The sequence below is a fragment of the Terriglobales bacterium genome, from assembly GCA_035764005.1.
Lineage (GTDB): Bacteria > Acidobacteriota > Terriglobia > Terriglobales > Acidobacteriaceae > Gp1-AA112.
The window spans coordinates 1-14,269 of sequence record DASTZZ010000070.1 but is presented as its reverse complement, the minus strand read 5'-3'; the positions used below and the strand labels follow the sequence as shown (position 1 = coordinate 14,269).

Annotated in this window: 15 protein-coding genes; 12 read left to right on the top strand and 3 right to left on the bottom strand. The window is 58.1% G+C overall.

The window, feature by feature from the left end; translation table 11 throughout:
• Positions 1-627: 627 nt before the first annotated feature.
• From VFU50_11965 to VFU50_11935, 7 genes are all read left to right on the top strand, one after another.
• Positions 628-924, top strand: a complete 297-nt coding sequence (locus VFU50_11965; protein ID HEU5233571.1) for a hypothetical protein — start codon at positions 628-630, stop codon at positions 922-924.
• A 162-nt stretch (positions 925-1,086) separates the two neighbouring features.
• Positions 1,087-2,568 (top strand): phage terminase large subunit, encoded by a 1,482-nt coding sequence (gene terL / locus VFU50_11960; protein HEU5233570.1) that lies wholly within the window; start codon positions 1,087-1,089, stop codon positions 2,566-2,568.
• A gap of 72 nt (positions 2,569-2,640) precedes the next feature.
• A complete protein-coding gene (locus VFU50_11955) occupies positions 2,641-4,677 on the top strand; it encodes a hypothetical protein (protein ID HEU5233569.1) in 2,037 nt (678 codons plus the stop codon).
• 117 nt (positions 4,678-4,794) lie between these two features.
• Positions 4,795-5,160, top strand: coding sequence for a hypothetical protein (locus tag VFU50_11950; GenBank protein HEU5233568.1), 366 nt, complete (start codon positions 4,795-4,797; stop codon positions 5,158-5,160).
• Entirely contained in the window at positions 5,157-5,912 is a 756-nt protein-coding gene (locus VFU50_11945; protein HEU5233567.1) for a hypothetical protein, read from the top strand. Before VFU50_11950 ends, VFU50_11945 begins: the two co-directional genes overlap by 4 nt.
• A 125-nt stretch (positions 5,913-6,037) precedes the next feature.
• Positions 6,038-7,363: a phage portal protein gene (locus VFU50_11940; GenBank protein ID HEU5233566.1), complete on the top strand. Its 1,326-nt coding sequence runs from the start codon at positions 6,038-6,040 to the stop codon at positions 7,361-7,363.
• A gap of 162 nt (positions 7,364-7,525) precedes the next feature.
• Positions 7,526-8,452 (top strand): hypothetical protein, encoded by a 927-nt coding sequence (locus VFU50_11935; GenBank protein ID HEU5233565.1) that lies wholly within the window; start codon positions 7,526-7,528, stop codon positions 8,450-8,452.
• Positions 8,453-8,519: 67 nt separating this feature from the next.
• On the opposite strand, the gene VFU50_11930 is transcribed toward VFU50_11935, so the two are convergent.
• Positions 8,520-8,894, bottom strand: a complete 375-nt coding sequence (locus VFU50_11930; protein ID HEU5233564.1) for a hypothetical protein — start codon at positions 8,892-8,894, stop codon at positions 8,520-8,522.
• A gap of 145 nt (positions 8,895-9,039) precedes the next feature.
• Between VFU50_11930 and VFU50_11925 the strand changes: the two genes are divergently transcribed.
• The 3 genes from VFU50_11925 to VFU50_11915 all read left to right on the top strand — a co-directional run bounded on the left by VFU50_11925 (position 9,040) and on the right by VFU50_11915 (position 12,162).
• On the top strand, positions 9,040-10,500 hold the full coding sequence (locus VFU50_11925) for a hypothetical protein (GenBank protein HEU5233563.1): 1,461 nt from the start codon (positions 9,040-9,042) through the stop codon (positions 10,498-10,500).
• 490 nt (positions 10,501-10,990) lie between these two features.
• Positions 10,991-11,605, top strand: a complete 615-nt coding sequence (locus VFU50_11920) for a hypothetical protein (GenBank protein HEU5233562.1) — start codon at positions 10,991-10,993, stop codon at positions 11,603-11,605.
• 110 nt (positions 11,606-11,715) lie between these two features.
• On the top strand, positions 11,716-12,162 hold the full coding sequence (locus VFU50_11915) for a hypothetical protein (protein HEU5233561.1): 447 nt from the start codon (positions 11,716-11,718) through the stop codon (positions 12,160-12,162).
• 119 nt (positions 12,163-12,281) lie between these two features.
• Here VFU50_11915 and VFU50_11910 read toward each other — a convergent pair whose 3' ends face one another.
• The gene (locus VFU50_11910) at positions 12,282-12,593 is read right to left on the bottom strand and encodes a GIY-YIG nuclease family protein (GenBank protein HEU5233560.1); all 312 of its coding nucleotides are present in this window, start codon (positions 12,591-12,593) and stop codon (positions 12,282-12,284) included.
• 150 nt (positions 12,594-12,743) lie between these two features.
• Between VFU50_11910 and VFU50_11905 the strand changes: the two genes are divergently transcribed.
• Complete coding sequence (locus tag VFU50_11905) at positions 12,744-13,481, top strand: hypothetical protein (protein HEU5233559.1); 738 nt, start codon at positions 12,744-12,746, stop codon at positions 13,479-13,481.
• Between the two features lie 147 nt (positions 13,482-13,628).
• A complete protein-coding gene (locus tag VFU50_11900) occupies positions 13,629-13,970 on the top strand; it encodes a hypothetical protein (GenBank protein HEU5233558.1) in 342 nt (113 codons plus the stop codon).
• On the opposite strand, the gene VFU50_11895 is transcribed toward VFU50_11900, so the two are convergent.
• Positions 13,967-14,107, bottom strand: coding sequence for a hypothetical protein (locus VFU50_11895; GenBank protein ID HEU5233557.1), 141 nt, complete (start codon positions 14,105-14,107; stop codon positions 13,967-13,969). The two genes, VFU50_11900 and VFU50_11895, sit on opposite strands and share 4 nt — an antisense overlap.
• Between the last annotated feature and the right edge of the window lie 162 nt (positions 14,108-14,269).

Below are 14,269 nucleotides of genomic sequence, written 5' to 3'. Positions count from 1 at the left end.
ATACAATATAATTTTGCTGCGCGGGGAACCTGCTTTTCTGCGAGCCACCCAACAGCAGATCCCCCGCGCCGCAAATTCCACGTGTCTCGGGCTTCGACTTCTCGCGGCGGTGCGAGGGATGACAATGTTTGTTAGCCAGACTTGTCAGCTGGATTATCAATTCCCGAAATAGAACTACGTTTGGCATCCGACTTGCTCATCGTACGCGCAAAATTGTTTTCACTTTTTTCTTGACGAATTTCCCAAAATCGCATAGCACAGAAAGTGTAGTCAGTTGATGCGGTCTCGGCAGACATAGGGCCGAGGCGAACACATCACGAGAACTCGGCGGAGTTCGAATTCCGCTGACCACCGGCAGGAGCGGCGCTGCCAATCGGTTTCACGGAAGGATTCTCTTCCATTCGGCCTGCACCTTAAAGAGCCTGGGGCGGAAGTGTCAGAACCGTCGCCGGTAGGCGATGGGGCAGCCGCGGTGTGTGCGGCTGCGCGCGTCCAGGCCTGCGCTTTCATCACAAGCCTCGGAGCTGGCCTTTCGGCCATCTCCGACCCACCGCCTACCTCCACCCCAACAGCCGCAACATCGGCGTCTGTCGGGAACCCCGGTACCGGCGCCGGTTTCTGTTTGTTATGCCAAACCATCGCGTTCCAGTCTTTCGTCTTTTTCAGCCCACGTGGAGCCAGCCTGCGTACTACGTAATGCGGGACGTCGCGGTCCGGATGGTGCGCGATCGCGCGGCTACCTGCATTAATCGCGGAAAAGCGATTCGGTTGACATTTCATCGTCCGGAGAACTTGCGCGACGAGAGCGCGCGCATTGGTCCGGCGACGATGCATGCGTACGCGTGCGGATCACGGCGAGCGTTTGCGGCGGTGGAGGGCTGGAATGCCGAGCATTGTCATTCCGAATCCGCCTCAGGCGGATGAGAAATCCCTAGCGAGCCGAAACTGCATGAGCACGGTAGGGATTCCTCGCTTTGCTCGGAATGACAAACAAAAAGCAAGCTCTCCCGCACAACCCACTCCGGCGACGCAGTCTTTGATTAACCCGTCATGATTGTTTGTCGCCGGAGTGCCCGCCTCAGTGGTGTGAGGAAGGAGCTGGAACTCCTCGCGAGGCGCAAACAGGCTCTGCTCCAGCTTCACCGCTTCAAGCTGCAGAGCGATTTGCGGGTTTTCGTGAAGCATTTCTGGTCCGTTTTGGAACCGGCGACGCCGCTGCAGTGGAACTGGCATCTCGATCTGCTTTGCGAGTACCTCACGCTGGTGGCGCAGGGCAAATGCCGGCGGCTGATTATCAATGTCCCTCCGCGGGGCATGAAGTCGCTGCTGTGCACGGTGTTCTATCCCGTGTGGAGATGGATTACCGCGCCGCAGCAGCGATTCATGTTCGTCAGCTATTCCGAGGAGCTGAGCACCGATCATTCGGTCTTTCGCCGCAACGTGCTCAACTCGGAGCTCTACCGCAACTTCTGGGGAACTCGTGTTCGCTTTGCGAAAGATCAGAACTTGAAGACGCAGTACGAGAACGCGCGGCGTGGTGTCATGTTTGCCACGTCGATCACCGGATCGGCGACGGGCAAAGGATGCGATGAGCTGATCGTCGACGATCCGCTCAACGTTCAGAACGCCTTCAGCGACAAAGAGCGCCAGACGACGAATCGCAATTTTGATGCGACGTTTCGGTCGCGCCTGAATGATCCCGCAACGGGAAGCATTGTGGTTATCATGCAGCGGCTTCATGAAGACGACCTGACCGGCCATCTACTCGCGCGCGAACCAGGAGCATGGACACATATCAAGCTGCCAGCCGAAGCTGAAGTTCCCGAAGTTTGGACGTTTCCCATTTCGGATCACACTCCGGTGGAGCGCAAGCCAGGCGACCTTTTGTGGCCGGAGCGCTTCCCGCGCGAGGTGCTCAATGATCTAAAGACCGCCTTGGGATCATGGGCGTATGCCGGACAGTATCAGCAGAATCCGGCGCCATTCGGAGGCGGCATCATCAAACGCGAATGGATTAAGTACTACCGCGAGCTGCCGGAAGGCAAGTGCAAGTGGATACAGAGCTGGGACTGCAGTTTCAAAGAGACGCGCGACTCCGACTACGTGGTTGGGCAGGTCTGGGCGAAGTTCGAGGCTGATTATTACCTGGTGGATCAGGTGCGTGAGCGCATGGACTTCGTGCGCACGCGGCATGCGATTCAGGAGATGAGCCGTAAATATCCGCAGGCCACGGCCAAGCTCGTCGAGGACAAAGCCAATGGTCCGGCGGTGATTCGATCGCTGCGGGATCAGATCAGCGGCATCATCGCCAGGACGCCGAAGGATCCCAAATTGGCACGGCTGACCTCGGTCTCGCCTCTATTTGAGGCCGGAAACATCTTCTTACCCGAACGGGCAACTTGGGTTGGCGACTTCGTCCAGGAGTTGCTCCAGTTTCCGAATGCGGCCAACGACGACCAGGTCGACGCCTGCACACAGGCGCTCGAATATCTGGAGCGTCGGCTGAGCGGTATTCAGCAGTACTACAAACAAGAGGCGGAGAAAGCAGGCCAACGCCGTAACACGTAAACCAGAGGCGAACACGAAGGCGACAAAGGTCCTCGTGACCTTCGTGTTCGCTCTTCTGCAGTTCGTTTTTATATGCGCAACTATTTCTTCATCATTCTGCTCGCATCCACGTCCGCACTGGCGCAAAACCTGACGACGGTCACGGCAACCAATATTCAAAAAGCCGGTGCACCGCTGGTCTCGGGAACCATATGCTTTACCGCCACCGATGTCGGCGATAATCCAATCCCATTTCGGATCGGTGGAGGCGGGCAGGAAGTCGTAGCTCCTTATTGCACAGCCGTCACTAACGGAGGGATCGGAGCCTTCTCGGTTGCGAATCCTGCGAATACATCGCCGGCAAATATCAGCTATCGCGTGGAAATTTTCGATCAATACTCACGCGTGCTGAAGTACGCGGGAGTGCAGTTCACCGGCGCGACATTCAATTTCGACAACTACGTTCCCTCGGCGGACCTTCCGCTCGGCGCGAGCGCCAATGTTTTGAGCGTTGGAAATCTGACGGTCACCGGTTCGTGCACCGGGTGCGGCGTGGGCGGCGGGGGAGGCGGATACGCGACCATTCAGTCTGCCGGCAGTTCGCTTGCGCAGCGCGCGACGGCGAACTTCTTCAGCGGCATCGTCTGCGCCGATAACTCCGGATCTGCGCGAACCGATTGCCAGCTCGACCAGAGTTTCAGCCCCACCTGGAGCGGAGCGCACACCTTCAACGGCAACGTAAACCTCGCGGGCGGATTCAAGATCAACGGCGCTGCCGCACAAGGCAAAATTCCGATTGGGGACGGAACGAATTTCGTGCCTGGCGATCCACTGGTGCAAGGCACACAGGCGGACGGCTCGACGTCGGCGGCGAATCCGGTGGCGATCGGCGGATACGATACGGCGGGAACTCCTGTGCTTCATCGTGCGATCGCGCTGAACGCTAATCCCGCAGGAACGGAGTACGGCATCGTGACGCGTCCAATTCCCAGCGGCACGCAAACCGTTTCGGGAACTGTGACTGCCAATGCAGGCTCGGGTACATTCAACATCTCCGGGACAGTCACGGCGAACGCCGGCAGCGGCAGCTTCACCGTCGCGCAGGCAACGGGAAGTAATCTGCACGTCACCTGCGACTCGGGCTGTTCTGCTTCGGCGGGATTCTCCGACAACGCAGCGTTCACGACCGGCACAACAGCGATCAATCCTGTGGGAGGCCTGTTCGACGACACACCTCCTACGGCGATCACCACGGGACATGCGGCAAGTGCGCGCATTACTCCGAATCGCGCACTCCACGTAAATCTCAGGAATCAATCGGGCACCGAGATCGGCACCAGCTCGGCGCCGCTGCGCATCGATCCGACCGGCACAACTACCCAACCCGTTTCGGGAACCGTGACCGTGCAGCAATCGACAGCCTCGAACTTGAAAGTTGATCTCTCCGGAACGGCGGCCAATGCTACCGCGATCAAGGTAGATGGATCGGCGGTCACCCAGCCGGTGAGCGGCACGGTCACGGCCAACGCCGGAACGGGAACGTTCAATATCCAGGCGAACGCCTCGGTGAACTTGAGCCAGGTGGGCGGGAATGCAGTCGCCGCGGATTCGAACGGCCGCCAGCTCGTTAAGTCCTATCCCGACACCACAACCGCGAGCTATCACGCGTCGAAGAAGTTTGCGGCAAGCTCCACTACGGACATTGCCATACTGCCGGGCAATGCGAGCAATACCGTGCTGGTAACGAGGGTTACGCTCACTTGCACGCAAACCACAGCAGGACAGATCAACGTAGAGCTGCTCAAGCGATCCACTGCCGACACCGGCGGCACCTCGTCAGGCTTCACCGAAGTTCCCGACGATTCCAGCTATGCGGCAGCTTCGAGCGCTCTCCTTTCTTATACGGGCACAGGTCCCACCGTGGGAACTGCCGTCGGCGATCTGGACAACCTGCAAATCGGCTGCATGGCCGCAGGGACAGCGACGCCGAACGATATCTACATCTTTAAGCCGGCGAAACCTATTGTGCTTCGCGGCACAGCACAACAGATCGCGCTGAATCTTGGCGGCGCGCTCACCGGCGGCAACGTGACTGTCACGTTTGAGTGGATGGAGACGACGACACCGTAAATTAGCTTCTTAGCTGCTAAGCTTCTCAGCTTCTGAGCTATTAAACCGGAGGTCCAGCGGTTTTGGTCTTGGCTCAGCAGCTCAGGAGCTTAGCAGCTTAGAAGCTAAGCGTCCCATATGAAAACCTCTATGCTGCTCACAATTCTCCTTCTCGCTTCCCTGGCGGCCTTTGCTGCACTCGTGCACACTTCCTCGCTCGAGAACGGCCTGGTCGTGCTGCAGATCAACACGAGCCAAAACCAGGTTGTAGTCACGAACAACGATCCATCGCGAAGCGCGGTGTTCAACGTCTTCGATGCCAATACGGGAACGCAGATCGTTTGGAGCTACTCGCAGCCTGCGAGCACTCAAAGCACCATCGCTATCCCGACACTAGACAACAACGGCCAGCCCATCAATTGGCAGGTTGGCACCGTGACGACGAAGAGCGGCCAGCAAGTGCAGACGATCGTGAGCCCGCCATGGCAGGTAACGATGCAATGAGACGCGTCCTGTGGCCTGCCGTCTTACTTCTCCCGCTGCTGTGCAGCGATCGGGGCTATGCTCAGCTCGCGCATGTCTCGCCGGGCTGTTCCGTTACGGGACACGGATCGTCGGCCAGCGCGACCAGCTTCACTTTTTCCTGCACGCCGAACGCGGCCAACGACGCGGTCGTCTTCAAGGTTTCCTGCGCGGCCAGTTCAACGCCGGGCTCGATCTCGATTTCGGCTACGGGATGGACGATCACCTCGCTGAGCGGCGTTTCGGGAAGCACGACGGCCGGGATCGCCGGCAGCTTTGGAGCGATTGCACCCGGCACAAGTCCCACTACCTTTACTGCCAGCTTTGGCACTGGCGCGATCTGCAACAGCTATTACGACTACGCGGTAGATGAGTTCTCCGGCAACGATGCCACTGGCGGGACAACCACGTTCGACGCGCATAACGAGGCAACCGGCAGCGGAAGTTGTTCAGTGAACGTCACGCCTGCAAACAGCAGCGACGCCATATGGGGCGCGTGCGAGGACACGACGACCGCAATCGGCAGCGGCTACACAAAAGGTCAGGACGACGGCGGCGGCGACTGGACCGAGTACAAGATTCTCTCCGGCGGCAGCGGCGTTGCGCAAACTGTGAACTTCACCGGCAGCGGAGCTTACGTCGCGTTAGGCGTCAGCATCAAGCCCGCTGGCGGAGCCGCTACTGCACCTGCAGGCGTCAACAAACGGCAGAAGATTGAAGAACTGCTCTTCTGAAGCCAAAACCAAGAGCGAACACGAAGGTCACGGAGGTCGAACACCAGAGGTCACAAAGGTCTCCTCCGTCACCTCATGTGTGAACTTCGTGACCTTCGTGTTCGCCTCTTTCGGGGATTTCGCAAATGACTGAACAAATTCGGAGCGGCACAGCCAAGCCGATTGATCCTGGGCTGATCGAGCGAGTGAGCCAAAAATTGCACGCGACCTTCAATGTGTGGTTTGGGCCGCTCGATCCGATGGCTCCGGTCGCGCCGGCTTCTACGCCGCCCAGAAGATTCGACTATCCCTCGGGCGTGAACCTGGTCACGCAGCCGCGCAATTTCGAGCCGGTCACATTTCAGCAGATGCGCTCTCTCGCTGACTCGCTCGATCTGGTGCGCATCGCGATTGAAACGCGCAAAGACCAGGTAAGCAAAATGCCATGGTCGTTCCGCGCGAAGATGCCAGCGCAGACTTCGCCTGCGCGAGGCACGCAGTCCACCGAGTCCACTTCGTCCACAAGGTCCAGAATCGAAGAACTCACAGCCTTCTTTCAATCGCCCGACCGTGAGCATGACTTCAACGAATGGCTGCGCATGATCGTGGAAGATCTCCTGGTGATCGATGCAGTCACGCTCGCGCCAACCATCGACGATCACGGCGCAGTCTGGTCGCCAGGAAAGCAAGTGCGCCGCTTCGAAGTAATCGACGGCGCAACCATCAAGCGCGTGATCGACGATATGGGCCGCACGCCTCCTCCACCGGAGGTCGCCTATCAACAGGTTCTGAAAGGTGTGCCTGCGATCGACTTCACTGCCGACGAGCTGGTGTATCGTCCGCGCAATCTGCGCGCACATAAGTTCTATGGGTACTCGCCAGTCGAGCAGATCATCATCACCATCAACATCGCGCTCCGTCGGCAGATGTTTACCCTGACGTATTTCACCGACGGGAATGTGCCCGAGGCGATCTGCCAGACGCCGCAGGAGTGGAGTATGGAGTCAGTTAAGGAGTTTCAAGACGACTTCGACGGGCGGCTCGCCGGCAATTTACCAACCCGCCGACGCCTCATCTTCATTCCCAATGCGGGAGGACAGGGAGCGGTGCAATTCACCAAAGAGCCACCGCTCACGAACGATCTGGACGAATGGCTGGCGCGAATCGTCTGCTGGGCCTTTTCGTTATCGCCGCAGGCGCTCATCCGCCAGATGAATCGCGCCACTGCCGAAACTGCCAAAGAACAGGCCGACGAAGAAGGCATTGCGCCGCTGCTGAACTGGATCGCCTCACTCATCAACAGCCTGGTCCGCAAATACTTCGGCTACGACGACGTCGAGTTCGCCTGGGGCGAGCGCAAAGACGAAAACAAGCTCGAACAGGCGCAGATCAACCAGATCTACGTGCAGTCAGGGATCTTGACTGTTGACGAAGTAAGAGAGTCGTTAGGTAAACCGGCGTTGGCGCGCTAGAACCAACACCAACACACGACACGGATCACACGGATTCTACGGATTTTCACGGATAGGTCGAAACTTACGTCGGAAGACCAGAAGCCAACAATGTCTTGCCTTATCCGTGTGATCCGTTACATCCGTGTAATCCGTGTCGTGTTTTGATTTTGAGAACAACAGATGAACAAAGTAACGCTCTTCGCCGCTCTCACCAAAGTCGATGAACCACAACGGGAAGTTTGGGGACTCGCGACTGCCGAAGTCGTCGATAAAGACGGCGAGATCTTCGACTATGCCTCATCCAAGCCCTACTTCGAAGAGTGGTCGCGCGAGATCGCGAATGCCACTTCCGGGCGCAGCCTAGGCAACGTTCGCGAGATGCATCGCTCGAGCGCCGTAGGCAAGCTCGTCAATCTCGAATTTAACGACGAGAAGAAGACCATCGCAGTGCGCGCCAGGATCGTCGATGACGTTGCCTGGCTCAAGTGCGTGGAGGGCGTGTACACCGGCTTTTCCATCGGCGGGCGCTACGTGCAGATGTGGCCCGACGGCGAATTCCTGCGCTTCACCGCGCAGCCGGCCGAGATCAGCGTAGTCGACAATCCTGCGGTGCCCAACGCGCATTTCACGGCGATTAAAGATGACGGCAGTGTCGAAGTACGAAAATTCGCGGCTTCTGGCTCCTGGCCTCTAGCTTCTGGCCAACCAGCGGTTTTTCCGGAAGCCAGTAGCCAGAAGCCAGCAGCCCACAGAAACGGAGACGCAATGAATCCCAATTACGAACAAGAACTCGCAAAAGCAATTTCGCAAACCACCGCTTCGCTGGAGAAGATCGGCGAGCTCGACCGCAAACTGGAATCGCTCGAATCCGGGCTGAAAGAACTCGCCGAGGCCTTCCGAAAATTCAGCGAAGGTTTCGCCAAGAGCTTCACCGCGCCCGAGCGCCGCGTTGCGCGCACCAGCGTGACAATTTCAAAAGAGGATGACGCCAGGAGCGCCTCGAAAGCCAGCATTCCCGCAAAAGGTGAAGGTGCCCACGGCGACGCCGAAGCAGGCTTTCTCGAAGCCATGAAATCGGCGCACACGCATCCTGCAATCGGAGCGTAATTCTGGCCATTCTTGTCGTGTGAGGCCGGCATTTTCCTGCTCGCGGAAGGACCGCTCGCAAAAACTGTTACGAGATGGGATTCGTCTTTCGGTAGCCAGGGTAACCCAACTCGCACAGCTTCGGCCCTGCATGGCGAAAGGCAAAAATCATCGTGGGGGATATTGATACCACCCAGACAAACAAATACGCATAGATGTAAACAGCGCGATGTGCTTTGGGGAGGATTTCACCCATCACAACCAAGCCGCCAATCAGCGCAGCACAGCTCGGAAGCATGCCAAGCGCCGCTATAAAGCTCCAGCGACGATAGTGCCGATCTCGCTCGTCGAGATTGTGAGACGCAGCAAAGCGGACAAGGTGCCTCACCCACCAATTGTGGTGGAAATACAAGTAACAGCCAGAAATTCCGAACATCGCGGCAAGTTCGTAAACCGCTCGCATACGCCCAGAGTATAGACAGTCACTGCTCTCACGGTTGCCAAGGAGCTGAAGTCTTCATGACTTCGGTAATCCCAACATGGGGTGCCCTCCGCGTCTCCGTGGTGAATACGAATTCAACAAAATCCATATCTCGAAGGAAAAAGCCATGTTCAACGGAGAAGTCACCGAGCGCACGATCGAGCTGCTGAAAGGCATCGATCTTGCCAAAGCGACCTTCCAGACCTCTACCGGTCTGGTCAACTACGATCTGACGGGGCCGGCGAAGCTGCTGTATCCCGTCCTCTCGCCGCTGCGCAATGCGCTTCCGCGCGTGATGGGCAATGGCGACACGGCTACGCGCTGGAAGGCGATCACCGCGATCAATACAGCGAATCTCTCGCCGGGAGTCGCTGAAGGTAAACGCGGTGGACGCATTACCGTCAACGAGCAGGATTACACCGCCGCCTACGCCGGACTCGGCCTGGAAGGCGACGTCACCTTCGAAGCCCTGTACGCAGCTGAAGGCTTCGACGATGCTCGGGCACGAACCGTCGAGTCTGTGTTGCGCTCGGTGATGATCGCCGAAGAGCGCGTGATCCTAAACGGGAATGCATCGCTCGCGCTAGGGACGCCCTCGGCTCCGGTCGCAAGCGTTGCATCGGGCGGCGCAATTACGGTGCAAGCCGGCAACCTCGTGTATGTAGTCGCGCTGACCGCAGAAGGCTTTTTGAACTCGACCGTACCCAACGGCGTTCCCAAATCTGTATCGCGTACCAACATCGACGGGACTTCCGACTCGTACGGTGGCGGCTCGTCGAATGTCTCGGCTGCTTCGAACGCGATCACGACCACTTCAGGAAACCAGACCATTAACGCAACCGTCACCGCAGTCCCGGGCGCTGCGGGATATGCGTGGTATCTGGGAACGTCGGCGTCGAACGCCGTCCTGGCAATGATCACGACGGTAAACAAAGTCACGCTCTCAGCCAACGGCGCGGGCACGCAGACTGCGAACCAGATTACCGCGGACAACAGCAAGAACGCGCTGCTCTTCGATGGCTTCATCACGCAGATCGTGAACAACGTAAATGGCGGCGGCAATGCGTACTACAAGTCGCTCGACGGAGCGACTCTCACCTCGGACAGCGCGAGCGGCATCGTCGAGATCGACGCCGCGCTGAAAGCGCAGTGGGACTCGAACCGTCTGTCGCCGTCGAAAATCTGGGTGAGCTCGCAGGAGGCGGCGAACATCAACAAGAAGGTCCTCGCTGCCACGGGCGTGCCGCTCTTCCGCATTAACCTCAACGTTGAAGGCAAGCCGGCGGTGGTCGGCGGATCGATGGTCGCCGGTTACTTCAACAAGTTCGCGCCCGGCGGCGGACAGGTGATCCCCATGGAGATCCATCCATACCTCACCGCAGGCACGCTGCTCATGCAGACCGAGCGCCTGCCGTATCCGCTGTCGAACGTGAACAACGTCGCGCAGATCAAATGCCGCCGCGACTACCACCAGGTGGATTGGCCAATCACCAGCCGCGTGTACCAATTCGGCGTGTATGTCGATGAGGTGCTGCAGGTCTTCGCGCCGTTCTCGTTCTGTTTATTGCAGAACATTGGCAATGGATAGCTCTTTTCTTCTTTTGTCATTCCGAGCGCAGCGAGGAATCCCTATCGTCACGATGCAGTGTCGGCTCGGGAACACTCGCTGTCGTTCGGGCTGGCGCGAAAAGATTGTCATTCCGAGCGTAGCGAGGAATCCCTACCCTTACAATGCAGCGTCGATCCGGGTATTACACGCCTTGGTTCAGAATGGCGGTCACTTACGTGACGACTCTCTCTGCTAACCAGCCTGCATGGAAGTCCATAGGGATTCCTCAGCCGCAAACAACGCGGCTTCGGAATGACAAAGCTGTTTCCTTGCCATTCCGAGCGTAGCGAGGAATCCCTATCGTCACGATGCTGTGTCGATTGGGGAACACTCGCTGTCGTTCGGAATGACAGTGATGCATCCCACAACGACGAAATCCCTCTGCTAGCCACCTGCATGGGAATCGATAGGGATTCCTCAGCCGCAAACAACGCGGCTTCGGAATGACAAGACAGAAACCACAAAGCCTATGCCTCCATCTCCCGACGATCTCTGCGTACTCGCCGACCTGAAAGCCTGGCTCAACATCCAGACCAACGCCGAAGACACGCTGCTGCAGAACCTGATCACGCGCGGTTCGCTGCAGATGCTGCGCTGGATGAATCGCGATCACCTCATCGCGACCTCGTACACCGAGAATCGCGACGGCAACGACGCGCTCTTCATCCTGCCGCGCAATTTCCCGCTGATCTCGGTCAGCAGCGTGGTGGTGAACGGCGTCTCGATTGCGGCTGCCGTCGATCAGGTCAGCACCGGCTTCGTCTTCGACGCTCGCAAGATCATGCTGCGCGGCGGATCGAGCGCGTTCTACTCGCTGGGTCCATACAGCAGCCAATATCAATATCGCTTCACGCGCGGATTCCAGAATGTTCAGCTCATCTATCAGGCGGGATACGCGACGTTGCCGCTAGATCTGCAGCAAGCCGCAATCGAAGGCTTCGCCTACATCTATCGCCGCCGCACACACATCGGCGAAGATTCCAATTCCGCAAATGGGCAAGTAACAATCAACTTCTCGCGCGAGATGTTGCCGGCCAGCGTGCAGTTGACGTTGGAGCAGTACACGCGGCGGGCGCTTGCCTGAGCGCGGATTTTCTGTCATTCCGAGCGCAGCGAGGAATCCCTACTGAACCGAGAATGCATGGGCATAGTAGGGATTCCTCGCTGCGCTCGGAATGACAACAGGTACCCGCAATGAACCTTCCTCGCGAACAAATCTATTCCGCGCTCTTCGCTACACTGCAGAGCGCCCTCGGCGCGAAGTTCGCCACAATCTCGCGCCGATGGCGAATGCCGGAGCAGGTCTCGCCGGAATCCAGACCGGCGTTGTTCCAGGTCCAAACCGGCGAGCGCGCGAAGACCAACGCTAATGGCGAGCCGATCATCTGGATTGCTACCGTCGATCTCGTGATCTACACGCAAGGCTCAGGCGACGAGCAAACAGTCCCATCTCAGGAATTGAATGATCTGCTCGACGCCGTCGAAGCCGCGCTAGCTCCGCCGCCAAACTCCGACGGCAAGCAGACGCTCGGCGGCAAGGTCTCGCATTGCCGGCTGCAAGGCAGCGCGCGCATCGTCGAGAACGTGAACGGAGCGGCGGCGATGGCGGTGGTGCCGGTGGAGATTTTGACGGCGGCTTAATTTTTTTATTGTCATTCCGAATCCCCTGCGTGTCTTTCGCAGGGGTGAGGAATCCCTACAAACTCCAGTAAAGGTCGGTTACAGCGATAACAACCCTATTGAGTCACATCGAGGCATGGCTAGAGCAGCGACTCGCGCAGTAGTTTCCCGCGTAAGTCAATCCATGAAGGATTCATGCTCCTGATTAGTGCAATTTTCTTTTCGCGTCGGTAAGCCTTGATCTGCTTTTCGCGCGCAATTGCTTTCGTTACGTCGGTGTATGTCTCGAAATAAACCAGCCGATTCACCTTGTATCGAGTAGTAAAGGAACTAGGCTGGCCGATCGAGTGCTCTGCCCCTCTGCGCAGAACATTGTTGCTTATTCCGACGTACAAGGTCCCCGAGATGCTCGAAAGAATGTAGACGAAGTAGGCTCTAGAGGACTGCGCCATGCGGCGGGATTGTAGCAGCCATGGAATCCATCGCGTTCAGCGCCGTAGGCATGCCGCGAATGCAAAGCTTTTTGGAGCCAGTAGGGATTCCTCACCCCAGCGAAAAGAACGCTGGGGATTCGGAATGACAAAGACGGCAGGAGAAAGAAAATGTTCCAATTCGGATCAGGCACGCTCTGGGGATATCCCGTTGGCGGGAACCTCGCGGCGAATCCTACGCCCATCAAGTTCGGCACGCTGCAGGACGTCAGTCTGGAGATCTCGGGCTCGCTGAAAGAACTCTACGGACAGAACCAGTACGCCGAAGCCGTCGCACGCGGCAAGTGCAAGATCGCCGGCAAAGCGAAGTTCGCGCAGATCGTCGGCAAGCACGTGAACGATCTCTTCTTCGGCCAGACGATGACCAGCGGACAAAAGCTCACATCGCTCGACGAAGCGCAGAGCGTGCCTGGATCAGCGCCGTACACGGTCACAGTGACGAACTCAGCGCAGTTCGTCGATGACTGGGGCGTGCGCTACTCCGCCACCGGACTGCCGCTGGTGAAAGTCTCGAGCGCGCCGGTGCAAGGACAGTATGCGGTTAGCGCCGGCGTGTACACCTTCGCTGCAGCCGACGCCGGAGCCGCCGTGCTCATCTCATATCGCTACACCAGCTCGGCAGGCGTGCAGCTCAACATCCGCCAGCAGCTCATGGGATTCGCTCCGACGTTCCAGATCCTGCTCAACGAGCAATACGCGGGCAAGCAGGCGAACCTGCTCCTTTATTCCTGCGTCGCCGAAAAGCTCACATGGGCAACGAAGAACGAAGACTTCCTCGTGCCCGAGTTCGACTTCGAAGCGTTCGCGAGTGCTGGCGGGCAGGTGATGGACCTCTACCTGGCCGAATAAATCAAAACCAAAACACGACGCGGATTGCGCGGATGGGACGCGGATTAACGCAGAAGGAGTTGGGTTTGCACTCCCGAATTCCGCGTTTATCCGCGCCGGAACGGTCCGCGAAATCCGCGTCGTGTTTTGACTTCTTCAAGGACTTTTATGAACTCGATTAGCTTGCATGGCCGCACATTCACACTCTCACCTCTTACTCTGGGCGACCTTCGACGGCTCGAGTCTGCACTGCTCGGCGCTGAACAAAAGATCGCCCACGGATTCGGCTCGATGCTGTCGCTGGTTCCGGTGATTCATGCTTCCATCAGCAAGCTGCATCCGGAGATCGCGCTGGAACAGCTGGAAGAAATGCTTGACCTCAATAACTTCACCGAAGTCCTGGATCGCGTGCTCGAAGCCTCAGGACTGAAACGCCAAAGCTCCGAAGCTTCGCGGCTTCGTGGCTCCGAAGCTGCTTCCCAGGGGGAACCCGCGCCAGCGGCCGACTAAGCCGGATCGCCGACTGGCCACACCTCTTCGGCTACATCGCAACATCCACTGGATGGACCATTCCCGAAATCGAACTCCTCACGCTGCGCCAGGCCAACGAGCTTCTGGAGTACTGGAGCGAGCATCCGCCGGAGCATGTCTTGCTCGCGGCGATGATACGCGCGCGACCTTTGCGGAAGAAGCGAACGTCGGGAGATCTGCTGAGTGCTGTCGCAGGCGCCGGCGGAAGGGTATCTTCATCCCCACCGGAGCCGATCAGGAACCTACTACAGCACCATGCCGGCAACGCGAACGCAAAG